Annotated in this window: 24 protein-coding genes, 1 tRNA gene and 3 pseudogenes; 10 read left to right on the forward strand and 18 right to left on the reverse strand. The window is 35.0% G+C overall.

Annotated features, from left to right (window positions below):
* Positions 1 to 161: 161 nt before the first annotated feature.
* Positions 162 to 380: a BolA/IbaG family iron-sulfur metabolism protein gene (locus OPR46_RS04050; RefSeq protein WP_006280012.1), complete on the forward strand. Its 219-nt coding sequence runs from the start codon at positions 162 to 164 to the stop codon at positions 378 to 380.
* Between the two features lie 15 nt (positions 381 to 395).
* Entirely contained in the window at positions 396 to 761 is a 366-nt protein-coding gene (grxD, locus tag OPR46_RS04055; protein ID WP_265042883.1) for a Grx4 family monothiol glutaredoxin, read from the forward strand.
* A gap of 255 nt (positions 762 to 1,016) precedes the next feature.
* On the opposite strand, the gene fumC is transcribed toward grxD, so the two are convergent.
* The 5 genes from fumC to murC all read right to left on the reverse strand — a co-directional run bounded on the left by fumC (position 1,017) and on the right by murC (position 6,603).
* Positions 1,017 to 2,411, reverse strand: coding sequence for a class II fumarate hydratase (gene fumC, locus OPR46_RS04060; protein WP_265021313.1), 1,395 nt, complete (start codon positions 2,409 to 2,411; stop codon positions 1,017 to 1,019).
* A 71-nt stretch (positions 2,412 to 2,482) separates the two neighbouring features.
* Positions 2,483 to 2,674, reverse strand: coding sequence for a hypothetical protein (locus OPR46_RS04065; RefSeq protein WP_265042885.1), 192 nt, complete (start codon positions 2,672 to 2,674; stop codon positions 2,483 to 2,485).
* 224 nt (positions 2,675 to 2,898) lie between these two features.
* Positions 2,899 to 3,921 carry an Obg family GTPase CgtA gene (gene cgtA / locus OPR46_RS04070; RefSeq protein WP_265042886.1) on the reverse strand — a complete coding sequence of 341 codons (1,023 nt, stop codon included), beginning with the start codon at positions 3,919 to 3,921 and terminating at the stop codon, positions 2,899 to 2,901.
* The gene (eno, locus tag OPR46_RS04075; protein WP_265042888.1) at positions 3,909 to 5,183 is read right to left on the reverse strand and encodes a phosphopyruvate hydratase; all 1,275 of its coding nucleotides are present in this window, start codon (positions 5,181 to 5,183) and stop codon (positions 3,909 to 3,911) included. Before eno ends, cgtA begins: the two co-directional genes overlap by 13 nt.
* A 4-nt stretch (positions 5,184 to 5,187) precedes the next feature.
* Positions 5,188 to 6,603, reverse strand: coding sequence for a UDP-N-acetylmuramate--L-alanine ligase (gene murC, locus OPR46_RS04080; RefSeq protein ID WP_265042889.1), 1,416 nt, complete (start codon positions 6,601 to 6,603; stop codon positions 5,188 to 5,190).
* 26 nt (positions 6,604 to 6,629) lie between these two features.
* Between murC and OPR46_RS04085 the strand changes: the two genes are divergently transcribed.
* The 3 genes from OPR46_RS04085 (at position 6,630) to OPR46_RS04095 (ending at position 10,995) form a co-directional block, all read left to right on the forward strand.
* Positions 6,630 to 7,304, forward strand: coding sequence for a septal ring lytic transglycosylase RlpA family protein (locus OPR46_RS04085; RefSeq protein WP_010082236.1), 675 nt, complete (start codon positions 6,630 to 6,632; stop codon positions 7,302 to 7,304).
* 704 nt (positions 7,305 to 8,008) lie between these two features.
* Positions 8,009 to 9,373, forward strand: coding sequence for an ankyrin repeat domain-containing protein (locus OPR46_RS04090; protein ID WP_265042891.1), 1,365 nt, complete (start codon positions 8,009 to 8,011; stop codon positions 9,371 to 9,373).
* A gap of 119 nt (positions 9,374 to 9,492) precedes the next feature.
* Positions 9,493 to 10,995 carry a type II secretion system protein GspD gene (locus tag OPR46_RS04095; RefSeq protein ID WP_458694301.1) on the forward strand — a complete coding sequence of 501 codons (1,503 nt, stop codon included), beginning with the start codon at positions 9,493 to 9,495 and terminating at the stop codon, positions 10,993 to 10,995.
* Positions 10,996 to 11,002: 7 nt separating this feature from the next.
* On the opposite strand, the gene OPR46_RS04100 is transcribed toward OPR46_RS04095, so the two are convergent.
* Positions 11,003 to 11,914, reverse strand: a complete 912-nt coding sequence (locus OPR46_RS04100) for a P44/Msp2 family outer membrane protein (RefSeq protein ID WP_265044081.1) — start codon at positions 11,912 to 11,914, stop codon at positions 11,003 to 11,005.
* Between the two features lie 66 nt (positions 11,915 to 11,980).
* Positions 11,981 to 13,207 carry a tRNA (N(6)-L-threonylcarbamoyladenosine(37)-C(2))-methylthiotransferase MtaB gene (gene mtaB / locus OPR46_RS04105; protein WP_010082135.1) on the reverse strand — a complete coding sequence of 409 codons (1,227 nt, stop codon included), beginning with the start codon at positions 13,205 to 13,207 and terminating at the stop codon, positions 11,981 to 11,983.
* Positions 13,208 to 13,596: 389 nt separating this feature from the next.
* Between mtaB and gatA the strand changes: the two genes are divergently transcribed.
* Positions 13,597 to 15,066, forward strand: a complete 1,470-nt coding sequence (gene gatA, locus OPR46_RS04110) for an Asp-tRNA(Asn)/Glu-tRNA(Gln) amidotransferase subunit GatA (protein ID WP_265042893.1) — start codon at positions 13,597 to 13,599, stop codon at positions 15,064 to 15,066.
* Between the two features lie 180 nt (positions 15,067 to 15,246).
* Here gatA and OPR46_RS04115 read toward each other — a convergent pair whose 3' ends face one another.
* Positions 15,247 to 15,849 carry a hypothetical protein gene (locus OPR46_RS04115; RefSeq protein ID WP_265042895.1) on the reverse strand — a complete coding sequence of 201 codons (603 nt, stop codon included), beginning with the start codon at positions 15,847 to 15,849 and terminating at the stop codon, positions 15,247 to 15,249.
* A 75-nt stretch (positions 15,850 to 15,924) separates the two neighbouring features.
* Here OPR46_RS04115 and OPR46_RS04120 point away from each other — a divergent pair.
* Together OPR46_RS04120 and OPR46_RS07010 are read left to right on the forward strand one after the other, a co-directional pair.
* A pseudogene (locus OPR46_RS04120) lies at positions 15,925 to 16,214 on the forward strand (transposase); the annotation flags it as partial.
* Between the two features lie 120 nt (positions 16,215 to 16,334).
* Positions 16,335 to 16,632: pseudogene (locus tag OPR46_RS07010) on the forward strand (transposase); the annotation flags it as partial.
* Positions 16,633 to 16,693: 61 nt separating this feature from the next.
* Here the strand turns inward: OPR46_RS07010 and OPR46_RS04130 are convergent.
* The 3 genes and pseudogenes from OPR46_RS04130 to OPR46_RS04140 all read right to left on the reverse strand — a co-directional run.
* Positions 16,694 to 17,063: pseudogene (locus tag OPR46_RS04130) on the reverse strand (IS4-like element ISWosp8 family transposase); the annotation flags it as partial.
* A gap of 221 nt (positions 17,064 to 17,284) precedes the next feature.
* Entirely contained in the window at positions 17,285 to 18,148 is an 864-nt protein-coding gene (locus OPR46_RS04135; protein ID WP_265042897.1) for a gamma-glutamyl-gamma-aminobutyrate hydrolase family protein, read from the reverse strand.
* A 218-nt stretch (positions 18,149 to 18,366) separates the two neighbouring features.
* Positions 18,367 to 18,439, reverse strand: a tRNA-Phe gene (locus tag OPR46_RS04140).
* Positions 18,440 to 18,518: 79 nt separating this feature from the next.
* On the opposite strand from OPR46_RS04140, the gene coaD reads away from it, so the two are divergent.
* Positions 18,519 to 19,025, forward strand: a complete 507-nt coding sequence (gene coaD / locus OPR46_RS04145) for a pantetheine-phosphate adenylyltransferase (protein WP_006279325.1) — start codon at positions 18,519 to 18,521, stop codon at positions 19,023 to 19,025.
* Between the two features lie 68 nt (positions 19,026 to 19,093).
* The gene (locus OPR46_RS04150) at positions 19,094 to 19,285 is read left to right on the forward strand and encodes a zinc-finger domain-containing protein (RefSeq protein WP_006279326.1); all 192 of its coding nucleotides are present in this window, start codon (positions 19,094 to 19,096) and stop codon (positions 19,283 to 19,285) included.
* A gap of 16 nt (positions 19,286 to 19,301) precedes the next feature.
* Here the strand turns inward: OPR46_RS04150 and OPR46_RS04155 are convergent, their stop codons facing one another.
* Genes OPR46_RS04155 through rpsB form a run of 7 tightly spaced genes read right to left on the reverse strand, consistent with a single transcriptional unit; the run spans position 19,302 to position 23,897 of the window.
* Positions 19,302 to 19,928 (reverse strand): phosphatidate cytidylyltransferase, encoded by a 627-nt coding sequence (locus OPR46_RS04155; RefSeq protein WP_209472786.1) that lies wholly within the window; start codon positions 19,926 to 19,928, stop codon positions 19,302 to 19,304.
* Positions 19,918 to 20,613 (reverse strand): polyprenyl diphosphate synthase, encoded by a 696-nt coding sequence (gene uppS / locus OPR46_RS04160; protein WP_174515980.1) that lies wholly within the window; start codon positions 20,611 to 20,613, stop codon positions 19,918 to 19,920. Before uppS ends, OPR46_RS04155 begins: the two co-directional genes overlap by 11 nt.
* A gap of 6 nt (positions 20,614 to 20,619) precedes the next feature.
* Positions 20,620 to 20,883 (reverse strand): hypothetical protein, encoded by a 264-nt coding sequence (locus OPR46_RS06875; protein WP_039964055.1) that lies wholly within the window; start codon positions 20,881 to 20,883, stop codon positions 20,620 to 20,622.
* Positions 20,884 to 20,888: 5 nt separating this feature from the next.
* The gene (gene frr, locus OPR46_RS04170; RefSeq protein ID WP_265042899.1) at positions 20,889 to 21,446 is read right to left on the reverse strand and encodes a ribosome recycling factor; all 558 of its coding nucleotides are present in this window, start codon (positions 21,444 to 21,446) and stop codon (positions 20,889 to 20,891) included.
* Positions 21,447 to 21,453: 7 nt separating this feature from the next.
* Positions 21,454 to 22,191: a UMP kinase gene (pyrH, locus tag OPR46_RS04175; RefSeq protein ID WP_406833335.1), complete on the reverse strand. Its 738-nt coding sequence runs from the start codon at positions 22,189 to 22,191 to the stop codon at positions 21,454 to 21,456.
* Between the two features lie 16 nt (positions 22,192 to 22,207).
* Positions 22,208 to 23,068, reverse strand: a complete 861-nt coding sequence (gene tsf, locus OPR46_RS04180; RefSeq protein ID WP_070356839.1) for a translation elongation factor Ts — start codon at positions 23,066 to 23,068, stop codon at positions 22,208 to 22,210.
* The gene (gene rpsB, locus OPR46_RS04185) at positions 23,049 to 23,897 is read right to left on the reverse strand and encodes a 30S ribosomal protein S2 (protein WP_265042903.1); all 849 of its coding nucleotides are present in this window, start codon (positions 23,895 to 23,897) and stop codon (positions 23,049 to 23,051) included. Before rpsB ends, tsf begins: the two co-directional genes overlap by 20 nt.
* Positions 23,898 to 23,905 lie beyond the last annotated feature (8 nt).

Raw genomic sequence — 23,905 nt, forward strand, 5'->3', positions numbered from 1 at the left:
CAAAGATATGTGAATTTAAATCTTTCGCCCACCACAAAGCCTCCCTGCATAACTTGTCATTCCATTATTATAGTATGCTTCTATTTTTTATGATAGCAACTTTTTATTGCGCTCAATCGTTTTAGATTTATAATGAAAGTATTGTAATTTAAAGCAAATCAATGACTATTGCAATTCACGAATTAGAGAGGATCATCAAACAATCGTTCCCCGACGCTGATATAAAGATTCATGATCTTGCTGGAGATGATGACCATTATCATTTAAAAATAAACTCCAAGTGTTTTCTTGGAAAGACAAAAATAGAACAGCATAAAATGGTATATAAAGCTCTGGAAGGTCAGTCTATACACGCCTTGCAACTGGAAACTAATACTTAAAAATAAGGTGAATTTATGAGCAATTTTGAACAAATAAAAAAAGATATAACAGAAAATGATGTGGTATTGTATATGAAAGGCACTTCTGATTTTCCTCAATGCGGATTCTCTGGACTCGTCGTGTCAATCCTAAAAAAATTGAACGTGAAGTTTAAGTATATTAACGTGTTGGAGAATGATGAAATACGTGAATCTATAAAAAAGTTTTCTGATTGGCCAACAATTCCACAATTATATATAAAGGAAGAGTTTATTGGTGGTTGCGACATCACTCGCGAGATGTACGAAAAAGGCGAACTGCAAAGTTTATTGAAGGAAAAAAAATTATTGCGGAATAAGTACCAAGAAACCAGTGCCCAGACGCTGGATAACGTAGTATAGCTATGAAAAAGGATCTTATGTCTTAAATCGTATCCGTTCAGGGGAGCGGCAAAATAAGGTAGACAAAGCAAGATATAGCCTTTCTTATAATAGTCCGAATGCGATAAGATATGTGTTTATGGCTATAGCAGGCCAGTAGCATATTACGGTCTGTTCGGATTATTGTAAAAAGAGCTATAATAATGTTGATGTTAACACTATTGTCAAGTTTACTGGCCTTTCTATTAGTGAGATTGAAGAATTAAGTGTGAGCGGTTACAAATAATTTACCATTTCTTCTGGTTTCACTATCCTTTCAAACTCTTCCTCAGTGAGCAGTTGAAGTTTTGCTGCTGCTTCTTTTAGAGTGATATTTTCTTTATAAGCAAGCTTCGCTATTTTTGCTGCATTGTCGTACCCTATATGCGTATTTAATATAGTGACCAACATCAACGACTGATTCAGTAAATCTTTTATCCTCTCTTCATTTGCTTTAATACCAACTACACATTTTTCTGTAAAATTTAAACTTGCGTCAGCTAAAAGTCTTATAGACTGCAAAACATTGTAAATTATCACTGGCTTAAACACATTCAATTCAAAATGACCGTTTGAACCACTAATGGTTACAGCAACATGATTTCCCATAACTTGAGTGCATACCATAGTCACCGCTTCACACTGAGTTGGATTCACTTTACCTGGCATAATTGAAGAACCAGGCTCATTTTCCGGTAACATTATTTCCCCAATTCCGCATCTTGGACCAGAACCAAGCAACCTTATATCATTTGCAATTTTCATTAAACTGACTGCTACTGTATTGAGTGTTCCACTGAGCTCAACTAAAGCATCATTTGCTGCTAGCGCTTCAAATTTATTGCCTGCTGAAGTAAATGGAAGGTTAGTAATTTCTGCAACTTGGCTTGAAAAATCTTCAGCAAAACCCTTTTTAGTATTGAGTCCCGTGCCAACTGCAGTGCCACCTTGTGCAAGCTCATATATATCACTTAAAGTTGATTTTACTCTCTCTATCCCCTTTTTAATCTGGACTGCATAGCCAGAGAACTCCTGTCCTAGTGTTAGGGGCGTTGCATCTTGCAGATGAGTACGTCCTACTTTTATTATATCTTTAAATTCCTGAACCTTATTATCCAGCACCTTATGCAATTTTTCAAGATTTGGAATAAGCAAGCAGTTTATTTGCTCTGCTGCTGCTATATGCATTGCTGTTGGAAAGGTGTCATTTGACGACTGACCATAATTCACATGATCATTTGGATGTATTGGAGATTTACTACCCAAATTACCACCTAAAATCTCTATTGCACGATTGCTGATCACTTCATTCATATTCATATTAGTCTGCGTTCCGGATCCGGTTTGCCAAACAACAAGCGGAAATTCATTATTAAATTTGCCATCTATTACTTCCCTCGCGGCTGTGCAAATTGCGTCCCCTACCCTATCATCTATAACACCATGTTTCATATTAACACGCGCTGCTGCAAGTTTTACTATTGCTAATGCTTTAATCAGAGGCTCTGGCATTTTTTCTGTGCCAATCTTAAAATTTTCTAAAGAACGCTGAGTCTGCGCTCCCCAGTAATGTTCACTTGGTACTTTTACTTCCCCTAAGCTGTCTGATTCTATTCTCGTCTTTCTATCCATATTTTCCTCCTGGTGTTATGCAAACTGGTTTACTACATAATTTTTTCATGCCTACTTCTTGGTTAATTAAATCATACTAGATCCAAGTAGTCAAGTGTACGAACATTGCAATTTTCAGGTATAGCCTTTCTTATAATAGTCCGAATGCGATAAGATATGTGTTTATGGCTATAGCAGGCCAGTAGCATATTACGGTCTGTTCGGATTATTGTAAAAAGAGCTATAACTTGCATGGTAGATGCAAGTAGCTGACACTGATTCACTTTATGATGGTGTCATTCCAGTCTGGAATCCAGCCTTTTCATAATCATCAAAACGTTGTATTTTAACATAAAACGGCTACTTTTATGCTTACCAACTTAATAAAATTCCTGGATCCCAGACTGGGATGACACCCTTCTGGTGGACTCAAATCACGATGTTTGCACAGCTGTACGATTAGTTCTGGTTGCACGCTACCATTCTTGTACATCCATAAATAGAAAATTTACGCTTTAAAAGGATCATATACATCGATTTCCTTAGAATTACTCTTTTTCAATTTTTCACTTAATAATCTTAAAATAGGCTGTAAATCACCATTAATTGATAAGCACAGCACTTCTTTATTGAGATAATTAGCTAGGTGATTCTTCTTTTCCAGAATTTCTGCTTCCCTCAATAAGTCGCATTTGTTCAGTACTACAATCTCTTCTTTTTCAACAAGATCACTATTGTAAAGTTCCAATTCATTATGGATACAACTATAAGCCGAAACAACGTCACCATGAGTTACATCGATTAAATGAAGTAAAATTTTACACCTTTCTATGTGCTTTAAAAATTTATGCCCGAGCCCAACTCCAAGGTGAGCATCAGTAATTATTCCAGGAATATCTGCTATTACAACTTCGCTATCATCCACTTTTGTCACACCTAAGTGGGGTCTTACGGTGGTAAATGGATAATCGCCTACTTTTGTATCGGAATTTGAGCAGCGAGTCAAAAATTTTGATTTACCTGCGTTTGGCATGCCAATAATTCCAACATCTGATAAAACTTTTAGTTTTAATAATACATGTTTTTCTTCGCCAGGCTGACCGTAAGTAAAATGTCTTGGTGCCTTATTAGTAGAAGATTTAAAATTAGTATTTCCAAGTCCACCTTTTCCACCCTGTGCTACTTGAAATTCCATACCAGGCTTGTCAAGGTCTACTATTATCTCTTCACTTTCTTCATCAATTATTTGTGCACCGACTGGAACTTTAAGTATAACGTCTTTCCCTGCTGTGCCAGATCTATCCCTGCCTGCACCATTTTTTCCACTATCTGCTTTAATGTGTCTTCTATAACGAAAATGAAGCAAAGTGTTGAGATTAGCGTCGCTGATGAAAACTATGTTTCCACCCTTTCCTCCATTACCACCATTTGGACCACCAAATTCAACGAACTTTTCTCGACGAAAACTTGCACAGCCATCACCACCGTCACCGGCTTTTAAACACAATTTTACTTCGTCTATAAAACCCATGCTAACCCACGATAATATTTAGCATCCTTTCCTAATGTGCTTTCTATTCTGATTAGCTCGTTATACTTCGCAAGCCTATCAGAACGCGATAGCGATCCGGTTTTTATTTGCCCGCAATTTGATGCAACTGCTATATGAGATATTGTTGTGTCTTCTGTTTCACCTGAGCGGTGAGAAATCACAGCTTTGTAGCCATTTGATTTTGCCATTTCAATTGCAGCAAAAGTTTCTGTTAACGTCCCTATTTGATTTGGCTTGATCAGTACAGCATTTGCCATTTTTTCTTCTATTCCTTTGCCTATTAGTTCACAATTTGTAACAAATAAATCATCCCCAACCAATTGAATTTTACTCCCCAATTTTGCAGTAAGTAATTTCCAACCTTCATAGTCGTCTTCACTCATTGCATCTTCTATAGAAATTATTGGATATTTTTCCACAAGGTCACAATAGTATTCAGTCAATTCTTTTGAAGTAAGTCCCTTACTTTCAAATTCGTAAATTCCATCTTCATAAAAAGTAGATGAAGCAACATCAAGGCCTAGTGCAAAATCACTTTGCGCTGAATAACCTGCTGATTCTATAGCGTATATGATCAAATCAAGTGCTTCTTCAGTGCTTTCAATATTTGGTGCAAAACCACCTTCATCTCCTACGTTTGTGCTATAACCTTTTTTCTTAAGAATGCTACGTAAGTTGTGGAACACCTCCGCAGATATTCTAATCGCTTCGCTGAAAGTCTCAGCACCGACCGGAAGAATCATGAATTCTTGGAAATCGAGCTTATTGTCTGCATGTACTCCACCATTAATTATGTTAATGAGTGGAACCGGCATAACACTCGTCTGCTTTCCTCCCAAATATCTATATAGCGGCATTTTGAAACTGTTTGCTGCTGCTTTTGCAACTGCAAGAGACACACCCAAAGTTGCATTTGCTCCAAGTTTTGATTTGTTTTTTGTTCCATCCAGTTCAATTAATGCTTTATCAATTGCATTTTGGTCCGCTGCATTCATTCCAATGATTTTATCTGTTATCACTCCATTTACAGCTTGAACAGCTTTCAGCACTCCCTTACCACAATACCTTTTCTCATATTGGTCTCTGAGTTCCAAGGCTTCCAGTTTACCGGTTGAAGCTCCAGAAGGTACAGATGCCCTGCCTATTGCTCCATCACAGAGTTCAATTTCCACCTCAACAGTGGGATAACCTCTGCTATCTAAAATTTCTCTTGCAAATACGTTGTTGATTATCTTATTCATCGCATTAAACCTTAACTTCTGCAATAAGTGCTGCAGTTTCTTTTGCCAATTTAGCTATATTACTACCAGCACCAATAAATAATACTATATCACCTGGACTTGTCGAATCACTAATAAAATGTGAAATGAGCAAAGCATCATTCATAATTTTTGTGTTATTACTGACTAGAGCTTTCTGTATATCATCAATTCCACAACCAGGAATGGGCTTATCTTCTGGAGGATGAACAGGAGTGAGGATGACATAATCAAACATCATGAAAATTCGTATGAATTCATCAAAAAAATTACGAATGCGAGCAAAACGAAGTGGTTCGATAATTCCTATTACTTTTCCTTTAGTAATCGAACGTGCAGCCGTTAAAGTTGCATATATTTCATTTGGATGATGGGCATAATCCTCAATTAACTTAACGCCTTTAATATTGGCAATCAAAGAGAATCTTCTTGCTACTCCTTGGAATTCCAAAAGGCCTTTTTTAATCTCTGCATTGCTAATCCCGAGCTTTATCGCAACTGATATTGCAGCCAAGGCGTTGCTGACCTTATGCATTCCTATTGCTTTTGATAGTACTATGTTTTTTATTCTGTGGTTATTGTCAATCAACACATCAAATTCCATGCTGTTATTATGTTGTTCGATGTTGCTGGCTCTAATGTTACCACTCTCAAACCCAAACATCATAGAGTTACTTGCATCATAATTAATGCCTACAGAATCAGGCAAAACTGCAAAATCTGCTTTGCTTATAAACTGAGAAAACGCATTTTTAATATCGTCGAATGTACCATAATGATCCATATGATCGTCGTTAATACTCGTTATGACAGCAATATTTGCAGGAATTTTTAGCATGGTTCCATCAGACTCATCAGCTTCGATTAAAAAAATGTCACTCTTTCCAAGTCTTGAATTACTCTGATACGAATTTAGTATTCCTCCCACAATTACAGTTGCATCGATATTAGAATGATCAAAAATGGAAGCAATCATTGCTGTTGTCGTTGTCTTACCGCTCGAACCTGAAACCGCTATCACATATTTATCTCTTAAAAGTTCAGCAAGTATGTCTGATCTATGCAAAATGGTTTTATTGTTATTTTTTGCCGCAATTAACTCCACATTATCAGATTCTATCGCAGAAGAATGTACAACTATTTGAGCTTGGCTTATATTATCAGCATTGTGACCAATATAAACCTCTATACCCAGCTTTTGTAACCTATTTATATTGTCGTTTGATTGTGCATCACTACCTTGAACTTTGTAATTGGAATTGTGAAGAATTTCAGCAATGGCACTCATTCCGATTCCACCTATACCAATAATATGTATTATTCCTTTTTGAGTTTTGTTAATATTTAGCAGTAGATGTTTACTCATTACTAAATTTATTATAGTATAATTTAAAATCCTCATAGTATCGAACCCTCTTACCGAATACAATGATAAAAAACCTAACCTTTCTATGTCTAATATTTGTTTTGATAAGTAGCTGCAGTTTTAGCAACAGGTTTAACTGTACTGCAGGTCATTATAAAATTGGCAGCAGCTACACAATAAATGGTATAACTTATTATCCAAAAAACTGTAAACACTATGAAGAGATAGGGATAGCATCGTGGTATGGAATAGAAGATCATGGCACACTTACAGCAAATGGTGAAGCGTTTAACCGTCACTTGATCTCTGCAGCGCATAAGACTTTGCCCTTACCCTGCTTTGTTCTTGTCACTAATTTAGAAAATGGAAGAAAGCTTGTTACAAGGGTTAACGATAGAGGGCCTTTTATTGAAGGCAGAATAATAGACTTATCAGAAAAAGCAGCTCAAGTCTTAGGATTTCATAAATCTGGGCTTGCAAAAGTAAAAGTTCAATACCTAAGAAAGATGTCAGAACAATTGATACAAAATACTCCTCATTACAGAAAGCAATATGAAAAAGAAATGCAGAAACGTCATCCGAAACAAGACAGTGCAGAAAGTAAGGGATATGTTGCATTTTTTAAAAGTGCTCAGGCTGCTAAATCAGCTGCATCAAAGCTTCGCAATCAAGGAATAAAAAATGTTAGATTGCTTTTTAAGAACGATCAATATTGCGTGAAAGTGAGTTATAGGTAGTGGTGAGTGCAGAATTTGAAAGATTTGGTTAATGTAAGGAACGCTGGCTAACTATTGTAAGTTAAAAATGTGATATAAAAAAGATATCAACAATTTATAGCTATACCACCGCGATATCTCTTAGCCGCTAACACGTAGCGGAATGACGAGCTTATCGTCACGCCACCGCTAACCGTCATACCGCGATTTATTCGCGGTATCTCAGCCGCTAACAAGTAGCGGGATACTTGACCTTTACAGGAATGACAGTTGTCGTTTAGCTATAAATATTAAGAAATTTACCAAATAAAAAAAAAGCAAAGAAACCCTAGGGTAGCTAGTATTCAAATTCTCCCTTGTCTATTTGACGTCTTTTACTGTCTTAAACACTTTATAAGCGCGTTTCGGCTTGTATAGGTAGAAACCTAAAAGTTTTATAAAGACATGAGGTGCACATAGCGCAAAAAATTAAGCATGATTTACGCCAAATACATTAAGTTTTTTGTCATTAATCCACTGCAGAGATTGCGAAGATAAATAAATAGCTTCAGTTTCATGATAAGAGGGCTGGCGGAGTTTGTCAAGTAAGTTTTTCGTTTCATCCAATGCGCTGCCAAAAGTTTGTTATGCAAGAATGCACTAGCCATTTCTCACAGATTCATTTAAACTTAATCAAGTAGGAGTATTATTAACGCGAAAAGAGTTTAATTAGAGATTTAAGTGATATGGCGCGTGAGGAAGATATAAACCAATTAGTAGAAAATGGATTTGATATTAACTCAAAAGATGCAAGTGGAATCACTCTCTTGCATAAGTTCACAAAAGAAGGCGATTTAGTTGGAGTAAAGTCATTACTAGAGCACGAAGCTGATTTCAATGTCGTAGACAACGAAAATAGAAACCCTCTGCATTACGCCATTATGCATGGACACAAGAAAGTTGCTAAACTTTTTGTTAACCAACTGACAATTAATTCCAAGGATAAAAATGGATTCACTCCACTGCACCTTGCTGCACTACAAGATGACACGGAATTAATAGATTTTTTGATAACAAAAGGCGCAAAAATTAATGAAAAAGATGTCAAAGAGGGCTATACTCCTCTTCATATAGCTTCACTATACGGTTCTAAAAAAAGTGTTCAAATTTTAATTGATAGCGGAGCAAATCTCGAATGTGAAGATAACAATTTTCGTACTCCTTTGTTTTTAACCATTTATCAATGCACCGCACATTATGACAGCAGAGCAGAAATTATAGAATATCTGATAAAGAAAGGTGCAAATATAGAAGCCAAAGATGCAGAAAATAACACTACGCTTTTCCTAGCAGCGTATAACAACAAAATGCAAATAGTAAAACTTATTGCAAAAAAACAGCAAGCAAGTAACAATAAAATTAAACTTAAAGAGTTTTTTTGCACAAAAAACAACCATGGTTTTGATGCGTTAGATTGCGCTATTGAGCATAATAATAGAAAAATGGTAACATTTCTTGTTTCAAAGGGAATAGAAGCAAACGATCAAGATTTTAATGGTAACGCTAGGCTGCATAAAGCTAGCCATAATGGTAACACTAAAACAGTTAAGCTCTTATTGAAGCTTAAGGTAAACGTTAATGCTGTTACTAAATGTAACAGAACTCCCTTGCTACTCGCAGTTAAAAAAGGCCATACACAAATTGTGAAAATGTTATTGGAAGTTAGAGCCAATATGAACATTTGTGAGCAACAAGGTTTTGCACCTCTACATCTTGCTGTTCAAAAGGATTATTTTGATATAGCTCAGTTGTTAACAGAAAAAGGTGCAGACCTTAACATTAAGTGCAATAACGGTCATACCGCAATAGATATGTTCATTAGCAAGGCTCATAGCAAAAAAAACATCGAAGAAAATTACAAAAAATTTTGTAGATTTTTGATGCTTTACCTGAAAGAGCTACATAGTAAACACAAAGCCTGTTGTATACTTTCAACCCTAGCTCTAAGCTTAACAATTATAGGCTTACCATTTATTTTCAAGCCTATTATTAAATACAGAGAAAGAAGTAAAATATATAAAAAAATTAGGGCTATGCTGGTCTACATTTAAGTACAAGAAGAGTATACAAAAAATACATAGCCAAAGCTAATACACGACAATTATCTGCTCGATGAAAATGAGATTAAATACATTTTTAATATTTTTATAGAAATCTATTAGTATAGATTTTGTATGCTGTTCTAATGGCTATTTTTAAATGCTTAATACTCCTCTTCATTATTTCTTGCACACATCTACCTACCAAGCAATATCCTATTAACATAGACAATTATAAGCACGATTATCCGTTGCAACAATATAACACCTCTTTGGAGATTAATGAACCGGCAATACCAGAAATTATGCCTTTACCAATAGAGTTTCCCGATCCCACAATCAGTAATCAGCTTATTTCTATTAATGTTAGTGAAGAAGTATCAGTAAAGGATTTGCTGATTGAGATAGGAAAACTTTCTGACGTTAACTTGGATATGGACCCAAAAATATCAGGTAATATTATTTTAAAGCTAAAAGATAAGGATATAAACGAAGTAATTCAGAGTATAGCAAATAGCGCCAAACTGCGTTACTCAACAAGTAATGGTGTAATTAGAATTGAGCAGGACTTGCCATACGCACAAAATTATTACGTAGACTTCATCAATATTCAACATTCTGCTCAAAGCAGTTTCGTCATTAATAACAATATTACTAACAGTGATGGAAGTAACGTTGATAGGGACTATAACAATGTTATGAAGTCTCAATACAGTAGTGACTTATGGAATTCATTAGAAAAAGGCTTGAATGCAATAATGGATGTTAACGGGGTGGATGATGGCGAATTCCTTTCATCCAACAGAGAAGCTGGTGTTATTATTTTGAATGCTAGAAAAGATATCCACAAAGCTGTTGAAGAATATATTAATAAGGTTAAGAAGTTAGCGTCTTCTCAAGTAATGATAGAGGCAAAAATAGTTGAAGTTGTGCTAGATGACAAATACCTTTCTGGTATGAACTTAAATGACTTACAAGATGGAACTAAGTCTATAATAAATCAAGATAACTCCATTATTAACCTAGCAATGAACTTTGGTGCAAATGATCTAGGAGATTTAGTAAAAAATTTAGACAAATTTGGCACTTCAACTGTAATTTCAAGCCCCAGAGTACATGCTATAAATAATCAGCAAGCGATGATTTCATTTACTAAAAACCATATTTATTTTACCTCCGATATACAAAAAGATACTAGAAACTCTAATCAGACCTTAATTACCAAGATGAATAGCGTCCCAATAGGTGTTGTGCTAATAATCCACCCAAGCATTAACATTGATACTAGTGAAATATTCATGGATATACATCCAACTTTATCAAGAATTAACGGCTACACTAAAGATCCAGATATAGAGTACGTCGCACAGCAGAGTAAAATGAAATTAAATAGCGACATTCCAATTGTTGAAATCAGAGAAATGAACTCTATGTTAAAAATTAAGAGCGGTGAAATTATGGTAATCGGCGGGCTTATAGAACATAGAGAAGATAAGCAAAGCTTATTGCATCAGAAATCAAAAAGGCTAGCGAATAATATTAGAACAGTAGAAACTGTCATTTTTTTAAAAGCAACAATCGTACCAACATTTGGTTTGTTAGATAGAAAAGATAAGAATTTATATATATATTAAATTATCACTAAAAATTAAATATCAAACCAACTTCAATATTGTGAGTAGATATGTCATCTGCAACAGGTATCGGAACGCTAAAGTAACGATAGCCGAGAAAGGTTTTGATTTCTGGGATTATTGAATAATCAACACCAAGTTTTATTTGATAAGCAAACCAAGGAACATTCAGTGGCATTGAATTTTGGGGTGACCCATTAATCCTTTTTAATCTAAAAACTGTTGGTCCTATACCAAGACCGATGTACGGAGCAAATTGTGTATCCTGAACGCTGGGATTATAATAGAAGTTTAACAAAAACGCAAATATACTTGCTGATTTATCAAATACCGGAGGAGAATTACTATCTTCAATATTGGCTATAGAATACGCGGCTTCAAAATCAATTTTACCATTTTCTCCAGCGTAGTAACCTAAAGACATGCTGCTAAACCACTGGAAATCAATTTTACCATCAAATTGCTGTATACTTTTAATTTCATCTGCCAATATATTTTTTATTATAAAACCATAATGACTTTCAACTAAAGTTAGGACTCTTTTTCCTATTTCTTGTATACCCTTTACAAATATTTCTGAATTATCATGGTATACCTTACCACCGTTAGCGCTAACATAAAAATCAAGTTTTTTTGATTTTTCTTTTGTAGGCTCAGCTTGATCTGCAATACGTGACCACATATTTTTCTGATCAGCTACTTGGAAAACAGAAGGTGGACTACTTTCAAGTTCTTGATATTTCATTGGTATTTCTTTTGCAGTAACCTCCTCAGAACGTATCACACTTTTATTATTGTCTGTTTCTAATTTTAAGGGTTGTACTTGCTCAATGTGTGTATTATTACTAATATAAGTAATAAAAAAATAGACACATGAAATGAAAATCAAAAATAAAGTAATAGATATTCTAGTTATCATAAACGAATTCACAATTATCATTTACAGTATAATTACTGTATCGTATATTTCTTCAATGTACAAAAATTAAGAAAAAATATTTCCAATTAGATAATTATTTTCCACTCCTTTAACATTAACTTTCACAATACTCTTGGCTTGAGCTTTTGATTCAAGCTTTATTAATGCAAAATTTTCTGCTCTACCGACATTATTTTGCTCAACCAGAACACTTTGCTTAGTGTTGATCAAGGATTGACAAAAACTGCTCATAATTTCTTTATTTACTTCTCTTAAATTTTTTACTCGTTCTTTACGCACATTCTCTGGTACTTGTGGCATTCGTGCAGCAGGTGTATTTTTCCGCTCTGAATATGGAAAAGCATGTAGGTAAACTATATTTGTTTTTTTCAGTAAATCAACTGTATCCTGAAACATTTCATCAGTTTCTGTTGGAAATCCAGCAATAATATCAGCGCCAAATGCTATATTAGGCCTCAAGCTCTTCATTTTATGACAAAATTCTATCACTTGTTCTCTGTTGTGACGACGCTTCATTCTCTTTAGTATTAAATTATTACCAGATTGTAGACTCAAATGTAAATGAGGCATAAGTCTTGACTCATTAGCTATTAAATCCATTAATTCGTCGTCAACTTCAGCAACATCGATAGAGGAAAGTCTTAGCCTCTTCAACTCTGGTATATCCTTTAAAACTCTCCTAATCATTGAACCAAGTGATGGCTTACCCAACAAATCTGTACCAAAGTCAGTAATATCAACCCCTGTAAACACTACTTCTTGATATCCATTTTCTACAAAGATCCTGATTTGCTCTATAATACTGTTTATTGGCACAGATCGATTATTCCCTCTTGCCTCAGTAATTGAACAAAATGTGCAGCTATGATTACAACCATTTTGAATTTCAATAAATGCCCTTGACTTATCTTCAAATCCATTAATTAGAACAGGTTCTACTTGGTTATCACTGACCAAGATTTTATCGTCATTTAGTAAGTAATTTTCAGCTTTTAGCTTATCTTGATTACCGAGCACTTTACTTACACCAGGAATGCTACTGTAAACTTCTGGATCCAACTGAACAGCACAACCAACTACGATAATTTCTTTATTTGGATCATTTTTGTAAATCTTACGTATCTTTTGCTTTACCTGACGTTCTGCTTCGTTTGTTACTGCACAGCTATGCACCACAACAACATTTTCTCTCTTTGCTTTTTTTAATGCTTCTTTGATTAACTCGCTCTCGTAAAAATTTAGACGACAACCAAATGTTATCACTTCATTCATGTTAGTATTTTTTGCTTTAATAGACCTAAATTATATCAAATATCCAAGCAAAGTCTCTTGCATGACTATTTTTTTGTAAATAAATGCTATGCAAGCAGCAGACACTGGGATCTCAACGATTTTCACTCAGACACAGTATCACTCCTTTGCTTATTATAGTCTTTTGACCTTTTTAAGATACAATCCGGATTGGATACTGAGTTGGTGAGTATAAAAGTATAGCTTCTACGTCATACCGCTGCGGTATCTCTTAGCCGCTAACAAGTAGCGGGATGACGATTGTCGGTGAATCTAAGTTACCTTAGCTACATTTCTAGCTGTAACTATAAATGTATGGATTTTTTATCGTGCCATGTTATAATTAATGTCTTGCTAAAAATTAAATATTGATGAATGAACTAAGAAAGTTAAGTATTACACAAATGCATGACGGGCTCAAAAAAAAGAGTTTTTCTGCCGTTGAACTCGTAGAGGCGCACATCAGTGCGGTTGAAAATGAGAAATTAAATGCATTTATAACAAAAACCCCAGAGATAGCAATGAAAGCTGCTAAAGCTGCAGATGAACATTTCTCTAGGCAAAAGGATGATTTAATCTCGCCGCTCATGGGTGTACCAGTTGGCATCAAAGATCTATTCTGTACAAAAGGAATAAAAACAACAGCATGCTCAAAAATGCTGGAAAATTTCGTTCCGACTTACGAATCTACGGTGTCTGACTTGCTTTTAAAAAGTGGAGCAGCCATGCTCGGTAAGCTTAATATGGATGAATTTGCTATGGGTTCTGCGAACACAAACAGCTATTTTGGCCCTGTCGAAAATGTGTGGATTAGAAAAAGTGATGGGGAAAAAGTTGTTCCTGGTGGATCATCTGGTGGATCTGCAGCATCGGTGGCTGGATTTTTATGCGCTGGAGCACTAGGGAGTGACACCGGTGGATCTGTGCGCCAACCAGCAGCTTATTGTGGAGTGGTTGGAATAAAGCCAACTTATGGAAGATGCTCGCGTTTTGGTATGATTGCATTTGCGAGTTCTCTAGATCAAGCAGGAGTCATTACTCGTTCTGTCTCTGATTCAGCATTAATGCTGGAAGCAATCTGTGGCTATGATACAAAAGATTCAATATCAAGCGAAAAGCCAGTGCCTAAATTTTCTAGCTTTATAAATGGTGATGTCAAGGGTAAGCGTATTGGTATACCAAAAGAATATAGGATGGATGGAATTTCAGAGGAAATAGTCCATAATTGGGAGAAAGTTGCTTCCTATTTAAAAGAAAATGGCGCTGAAGTTGTTGACGTTACTCTGCCACATACTAAATATGCAATACCAGTCTATTATTTAATTTGTTCTGCTGAAACTTCATCCAATCTTGCTCGTTATGACGGTGTGCGTTATGGGTTCAGGGTTGATGCTGATACCGTTGAAGAAATGTATTCACTAACAAGAGCAGAAGGTTTCGGTAAAGAGGTGAAAAGAAGAATTTTAATTGGCGCTTATGCGCTTTCCTCAGGTCATTACAATGAATATTACGGAAAAGCACAGTGTATCAGGGCATTAATCAGAAATGATTTTATAAAAGCGTTTGAAAAAATAGATTACATACTTGTGCCATCTGCTCCAACAGAAGCTTTTGGCTTAAGTGAAAAGCCAGATCCGCTAATTATGTGCATCAATGATGTGTTTACTGTGCCGGCAAGTCTGGCAGGATTGCCTGCTATTTCTGTTCCTGTTGGGCTCTCCAATGAGGGTTTACCACTTGCCTTGCAAGTGATTGGAAATTATTATGATGAAGCTGGAATATTAAATGTGGCAAGTGTGATAGAGCAAAATTGCGGCAGAATAATTAGACCTCTTGCATAATCTATTTTTTGATAGTAATTTTTGCATTAAAATTTGCTTACGCTCCTCAACGTACTCTATGGTTCCATTTTTAGATGAATAGCAAAAACAGGGTATATTAATCTGTTTACAAAATTTTCGTGTAACAGTTCACACTTAATTAAACAGACTGAATTCTGTAATTTTGGGATGTTGAAAAATTTACCTCACGTTGTCATTCCAGCGCATAACGCTGAAATCCAGATTTATAGAAACGAAAAAACTTGCTTGACACATTTTGCCAACCCCCTTATTATGATGTGTAGTACAATGATGCAAATTAAGAATTCCCCCATCCTGTGCTGGTTCTTCGATCTGAAATCCTACTTCTACCTGATCACAACCAATGTTAATTTGTCCTATTAATGCTTTAATAATGCCGCGCTTAGTTTGCCAATCTAGCTGTTCCAGGTTCGATTTTACACTAGAATAAAAATTCTTTATGCTATTTATAATAAGACTTATTCCTTTTTCTACTGCCTTCTGATCAACTACCTTTTTTTTCTCTTCTTCTATCCCTTGTAAGCGTTCTTTCATTTTTCTCATTGTCTGTTTAAATTCTTCCTCGCTTATATATCCTTTCTCTCCTGCATTTTCTTGACTATAATAATCTTCCATTAATTTTTCGATACCTTCTTTTATTTGATTTTCTCTTCTTGCAAACTTTTTCTCTGATGATTCATCATTTTTATTTTCTAGTACTCTACGTTGGTATTCCTTTTTTATCATCTCTGGGTTTTTAGTACATCTTTCACCTTTTCCCATACTGACCTTACCCAGAAAAAGTGGAGAGAAAGAAAAGAGTTTTTTTTGGTAAAATAAAATTTTGGAGGATTAGAAATGGCAAGAGAATATACGGCAGAATTCAAATTGGAAGCTGTTAAACTGGCAAATGAACAAAGAAAGGTAGGTCAACCAGTTGCAAAAGTAGCAAGAGATCTAGGAATAAGGGATAGTGTATTAGGAAAATGGATGAAGAAATATAACGAAAAAAAGTCAGCGGCAAATGCATTTCCAGATGTAGCACCTTATGACAAAGAGAGATTTGATTTACAGAAAGAGTTAGCAAAAGTAACAAGAGAAAGAGACATTTTAAAAAAAGCCCTGGCCAGTCAAAAAGAGTAAAATATTTTTTTTTAAAAGAGCATAGTATAGCTCTTTTTACAATAATCCGAACAGACCGTAATATGCTACTGGCCTGCTATAGCCATAAACACATATCTTATCGCATTCGGACTATTATAAGAAAGGCTATAACAAGCGTAAAACTGCCAAAAATCTACTATTACATAGTGATCAAGGTTCACAATATACTTCGCAAGGTTATCAATATCTCTTATCCATAAAAAACATAGATGAGTCATAAAGGTTGTTGTTACGACAATTCTGTTGTGGAAAGCTTCTTTAGCTCATTGAAAAGAGAAATACTTATTGATACTTCACAACACTCTGCTCAACAAACTAGAACTGCAATATTTGAATACATAGAAATTTTTTATAACAAACAACGTCACTATTAACTATTGCATTCCTGAGCATTTTGATTGATCATTCTCTTTGTGAAAAACATTCCAAACTTTCTCTCCACTTTTTCTGGGTAAGGTCAGTTTCCATTTGGTTCAAACTCGGATACAATTTCCCCAGAGCTGGGTAATCTCATACCAGAACCATCTGCTGCAATAAGTCTATAGCCTCTCCAACTCAGGTTCATCCTGATAGGCTGTTTGGATGCTTAAATTCTTGAAAGCCTGTATGGCAAATCTTATACCTTGCTTTAGAAAAAGCTTGCTTTGAGGGTACATGTCAATGGCTCCATAAGTTCACATTCTATTCCCAAACTTTTTTTAACTAACTTAAAATCATAGAAAATACTGTCGAAAAAGCTTGTTCGTGTAAAACTCAACACAATGGATTTTCTGAAAAGTTTTCGAGTATATTGCATTTTTAATTTGTAAGATAAGATCTTTTCCTTTTTGCATGCCTCACCTAAAAAAGACACATTTTAAACTTTTTTGTTGCAATAAAATAGAAACAAAAGTGCTGTCCCTTGCACTCTTTGGATAATTTAATGATAAAAAATTTAGAGAGAAATTTTATACACTATCGCTGATATTTTTCCTTAAGTTGACGCCATTGCCTGAACGGATACATGACAAATCTATCGTTTATCAAATCGTCGGTAAGCCTAAAGCTATAGCCATTAAGCACGATAAAGAAAATCATTCATAATCGCTATAGCAACTAGTGTAGACACTTGACGTTCCTTGTGATTTGATAAATAGAGGTTTTTATCTGACTTCACAACAAGGGCTTCTGGATGACTTTGAAAGTGAACATTACCATGCTTATCTTCAATAGCCTCTATTACCCCCTCACTGGAAAATGCTGCAACTTTATATCCAAGTGACTCCAATTTTCTTCTATTTTCTGGTGTATTACTTACTGCTCCTGAATGAGCATCTGGAAAATATGTTGAAAACCAGCCATTTTCATTAGGTATTAGGAATTTGGCTACTACTTCTGCTAAACGACTATTTGGAACGATCTTTATCTGCTGGAGAGGTACATCCTCTTTCTGTGGATTAGGTGCTGATTTTAAATGAGATCTCCGTTTCTCTTCATCACTCACAACACTCACTACTTCAATTCCCTTTGCATTCATTATGCCTTCACATATGCCAAGCAAATGAATTACAGGGTTATCATCCACTATTTTTACAATTGCTTCAGTAACAAGCTGGCGACAAGGAGTGGGTGCTGAGTGTAAATTATCCGGAATAAATATTCTATTTATTTTGTGCTCTTTAACAAACTTTGCAACTTCAACTTTTATTCGGTCTAATGTTAGCTTCTTTGCCAATGTTTCATCTTGTTTTGCAAAGATAAGCGACTTTTCTTGGATTTCTTTTAAGTTAATTATTTTATTGTAGTCAATGAGTACGGTTTTAACTCCAAAGTTATTAAACATCTCGTAGATATTTTGAGATAGCCCAAGCTCATGTGCTTCTTCCGTTTTCAACAAACCAACAACTATGTCATTATTTACTGTATTTTCTGCCTTCAAGACAGTTGACGCTGGTTCTTCTTTTCTGGTTACATGTTGAGATGCCGGTTTTTCACTAACGCCAGCATAAGTAATATTGCTTAATAATAGAACTATAATTAATAAGATATTAAATAGTTTATTATAATATTTATATACTATGACTTGCCTCCCTAATATTTATATTACGATATAGAGTATTTTATAACAAAAAGGCAAGTTTGCCAAGAAAGAGAAGGTGGCCTGAGCAGGAATCGAACCAGCGACACAAGGATTTTCAGTCCTTTGCTCTACCAACTGAGCTATCAGGCCAACTGTATACTTTTATTTTTAGATAAAAAATGTTATTATGTCTATCAAAAGTTTTTAAAGTAGTTTATAAAAATAAAGGATGAACATTAATGACAAAATAGGAATCTACCCTGGCACATTTGACCCTATAACTTTTGGGCATCTTGACATAATCAAAAGAGCGTGTAAACTAGTCGATAAATTAATAATAGGAGTTGCAGAAAACGTTAATAAGCATACTGCCTTTGACACAAAGCTACGCACAAGCATGGCTGAAAATGAAATCAAAGGGCTAGGAATTGATGCAGATGTTATATCTTTTAATGGGTTGCTAGTGAAGTTTGCCAAAGAGCAGAATGCTTCTGTTATTATTAGGGGATTAAGAGCAGTATCGGATTTTGATTACGAGTTTCAAATGAGCTGGGTAAATTATAAACTTCTTCCTGAAATCGAAACCATATTTCTTCCTGCTTCTGAAGATACTCAATTTATCTCATCAAGCTTTGTAAAGGAAATAGCAAGATTAGGAGAAGATGTTAGCAAATTTGTATCAAAAGGTGTTCAAAACGAATTGATTAACCTGAATAGGATAAAAAATGGAGAATAGTGCTTGTTGTTTTTTATTTCTGAATGGGTATATTCAATATATAAAATGTTATAAGCTAAAGGAGCAGCATGTCAAAAGTGAGGGTTAATAATAGAAAAGTTTGTTGTCATGGTGACGAGAATGATGAGGGTTCCGGCCATCCATTAATATATTTAGATATGGGAGAAGAAGAGGAAATAGCCTGCCCTTATTGTGAAAAGACGTTTGTCCATGACTGCACTGTAGAAGCGGTTGGGGAGCTGACTAGGGATGAGCTCTAATGGCACTTCTGCAGACTTAGCTTATGTAAATAGCAATAAGAGGGGCAGTAAAAATGAAACTGTCCATACGGTCGAGCACTCCCCCATGGCCAGGTATCATATTTCCACTATCTTTAACACCGTAAGCTCTTTTAACAAGCGACTCAGTGAAATCGCCAAGTTGCGCTAGAATAGCAATTGCAAGGCCAATGATTGGAGAATAAAAAATTGAAAATAGACCAAAAAATATTGATCCAAAAATTGTGCACACTACTCCAGCTAAAATCGCACCAAGAAGTCCTGCCCAAGTTTTTCCAGGGCTAATAATTGGGCAAATTTTAGCTCCACCAAAATTCTTGCCAAACAGGTAGGCAGTAACGTCAATTCCCCAAATGGTTAAGACGAACCATACTAATGCGTATTTTCCCTGTGGTAGATTATATAAATATATTAATGAGGCGCTTGGTAGTGCAATCAATAATAATGCAAAAACGTATAAAATTTTGTTTCCCTGGGTTAGATTATACCATTCAAAAGAAGATAAAACTGCTATCGAAAAAATCAATAGGTAAAACGATAAATCACTGAAATATGTAGCAAAAGAAAATATGAATAATATTACTATTGAGGACAATATTCTAACTATAAAATTATTATCTACCATATTTCTTCTCTCTTTTTGTATAATCTTCTAATGCTTTGCTCAAATCTTGACAAGAAAAATCAGGCCACAAAGTATCACAAAAATACAATTCAGCATAAGCTGCTTGCCATAATAAAAAGTTGCTTAACCTTTTTTCGCCACCAGTGCGAATTAATAAATCCAATTTTGGCAAATCTTTAGTATATAGAAACTTTTCAAATTCCTCTTCTGATACATAAGCAATATTTTCTTTTATAATATTGCTTATAGCTTGTGTAATTTCTTGCTTTGCTCCGTAACTGACTGCCACAGTGAGTAATAAACCATCGTTCTTATGTGTCATTTCTTCTGCTTTTTTAATTTGATCCAATATTTTACTGGATAACAGACTTAAATTGCCAATAAAATTCAACTTAATGTTACAGTTGCAAATGAAATTGACTTTATCTTCATTAGTTAAAACGGAGTAAAATAAATCAAATAGACAGTCAGTTTCGTTTTTGGGTCTAAGCCAATTCTCCATAGAGAATGCATACAAAGTTAAGTAGGGTATGGTTAGGTCCGTACAATACTTGGCAATATCGTATGCAACTTCACTGCCCTTTTTATAACCATCAATTTTTACTCTTCCTTGATTGTTTGCCCATCTACCATTACCATCCATAATAATTGCTAAATGTTTCGGTAAAGATTCTTGATTCAACATTTAAATTTAACCTAATTTTGACTTGAGTGAAATTTTTTGGATTTCAATGGACACCTGGAAGGTGTCAGCTACTTGCATGACAGGAAGAGAGTTACTGTAGTGACACCAATAGTTGATACTTGAATGCAAAATTGGTGTCATCCCAGTGCTCCGACACTGGGATCCAGGAAATTTGATTTCAAACAAGTGCATCAGATAGTTGTATAGTAAAGACTGGATTCCAGTGTCAAGCACTGGAATGACATCATTTGCTATGTAAGCTTTCTCCATATCATTTAGTGATTCAGTATATCCTTTTCTTTGATGGACAATTCACCATCAATTTTTTTTATATTATTATCAGTAATATTTTGTATTTCCTTTTTAGCACCATGAAAATCATCTTCTGAGATTTCTTTATTTTCCTTCATTTTTTCTGTTTCTTCCATAATATCTCTACGTATATTTCTAATGGCAATCCGTGCATTTTCAGCAAACTGATGCAATAATTTCACTAATTTTTCACGGGTTTCTTGTGTCAAGTCCGGAAGAGCTATACGTATGGTGCTACCCTCGACAACAGGATTTAAATTCAGGTTAGCATTTAATATAGCGTTTTTCACTTCACCTACAACACTAATGTCCCAAACTTTAATTGATAGGGTTTTGTTATCTATAACCGAAACGCCTGCAACTTGATTTAACTTTTGATGCCCACCATAGATGTTTACAACTATACCATCAAGCAAAGATGCACTAGCTCTACCAGTGCGTACGCCTTTAATATCATCATGAAAGGACTGAATAGTTTTTAGCATTCTTTCTTTTGTTTTAGCTTTTATTTTATTTAACATAAATTACCTACTGTTTACAATCTGAAACTATAGTATAAGTACCTTGACCCTTAATAACATTGACTATTTTTTCTCCCTTCAAAGAAAAAACTATAATTGGAATAGAATTATCACGAGCGAGTGAAATTGCTGATGCATCCATAACTTTTAAATCACGAGTCAATAAATCCGTGTAAGAAAGCCTATCATACATTACAGCATCCTCATTTTTTTTCGGATCAGCGGAGTATACACCATTTACTTGCGTACCCTTTAGAATAACATCACAATTCATTTCAACAGCACGTAAGGCTGCAGCTGTATCTGTAGTAAAAAATGGGTTGCCTGTGCCTGCTGCAAAAATTACCACTCTACCTTTTTCTAAATGACGAATAGCTTTCCTTCTGATGTAAGGTTCGCATACAGTGGCCATGGGTATTGCAGATAATACCCTAGAAGCTACTAAATTTTTTTCTAAAAAGTTTTGTAAAATTAAAGCATTGATTATAGTTGCAAGCATTCCAATATAATCACTGCTTGCTCTTTCACAACCACTTAAAGACGCAGATGTGCCACGAAAGATATTACCACCACCAACAACAATACATACCTGAACTCCAAGATTACAAACTTCAACTATGCCTTTAGATAACTCACCTATAGTCTCCATATCGTGACCAAATTGCTTTGATCCCATCAAAGCCTCACCAGAGATTTTAAATAACACCCTGGAATATTTTATTTCGCTTTTTTCATTTGTTGAAATAAACATTTTTTGCTATTTAATCTGCATCACCCAAAACAAGTAACTTGTAATTAGAGAGTTTAACAGCACTCAACTCGCTTGATTTTATAAAATCAGAAATCTTCATCTTATCATCCTTTATAAATTTTTGCTCCAGTAAAACAACTTCTTCATAGTACTTAGCCATTCGTCCATCTACTATTTTTTTTGCTACTTCTTCAGGTTTATTTAAGCTCCTCACTTGCTCTTCAATTATAGAACGTTCGTTGTTCAACTTCATTTGATCTAAATCATCTATAGACAAAGCTTCAGGCTTCATAGCAACTACATGCATAGCTATTTGTTTCCCAATCTCTTGTAGCTTCGCCTTATCACCAGATGATTGCAATGCAATTAAAGCACCAATCTTACCTAAGCCACACACATCACCATGTACGTAGCCAGCAATAACTCCATCCTTAGCTTCTAAGTAACAAAGCTTGCTTAACTCTAGCTTCTCACCAAGAACTGACGTACCATTCATAATAGCTTCCTGCACTGTGCCAATGCTTTCATACTTGGCATTTTTTAACTCATCAACGCTAGTACAGCGTTCTTGATGAGCAATTGATGCTAAATTTAAAACTAACTCTATAAATTTCTCATTCCTTGCGACAAAATCGGTTTCGCAATTGAGTTCAATCAATACACCACAATTTTCAGTCAAACACATAGCAACGAGCCCATCTGAAGCTACTCTATCAGATTTTTTGTCAGCTTTAGCAAGACCTATTGTACGTAACTTATCAACGGCTTTCTTAATGTCACCATCACATTCTTCTAATGCTTTTTTACAGTCACTTAAGCCAAGCCCTGTTCTATCACGTAATTCTCTTATATCATCTGGATTCATCTTCATTTGTTACTACCTCCCTTTCTTCTTCTTTGTAAATTTTACTACGTCTCCTTTTAGTTTGCACAATACCATCTTCTTTTTCTTGAATAAACTCATCACCCCTTATATCATCAATCTTAACTCCAGATTTTGCTAGACTAGACTCTATTCCAGCTAATATAGAGTCGGTAGCTAATTTACAATAGAGCTCTATTGATTTTCTTGAGTCATCATTTCCAGGTATTAGATAAGTAATACCATCTGGATCAGAATTAGTATCAAGTATTGCAACTATTGGAATTCCTAACTTCTTAGCCTCCTTAACCGCTATATGCTCTTTATTAGTATCAATGATGAATAAGATATCAGGAATTGCTCCCATTTCTCTAATACCGCCAAGCGCCTTATCAAGCTTTTGCTTTTTCTTTTCAATGTTTCCCAATTCTTTCTTTGTTAAAATGCTATCCTCGTCATTTAATATTTTCTCATATTGCATCAAGGTTTTTATCGAAGAAGAAACAGTGCCCCAATTAGTAAGCATACCACCAAGCCAACGATGATTCACATAATATTGACCACAACGAATCGCTTCACTTGCAATAATATCAAAAGCTTGAAACTTTGTACCAACAAATAGAATGCGACCACCTTGAAATGCAACGTCATATAAAGCCTTCATGGCCACCTGTAGCAATGGTAGTGTTTTTCGCAAATCAATTATATGTATACGATTTTCTTGATGCACTCCATATATGTATGGAGCCATTTTTGCGTTCCAGCGACTAATTTTGTGACCAAAATGTACACCAGATTCAGCTAAATCACGCACAGTGACTTTAGGCAAATTTGTCATATATCATT

It is taken from the genome of Wolbachia endosymbiont (group A) of Scambus nigricans, from assembly GCF_947251485.1.
GTDB classification, from domain to species: Bacteria; Pseudomonadota; Alphaproteobacteria; order Rickettsiales; family Anaplasmataceae; genus Wolbachia; species Wolbachia pipientis.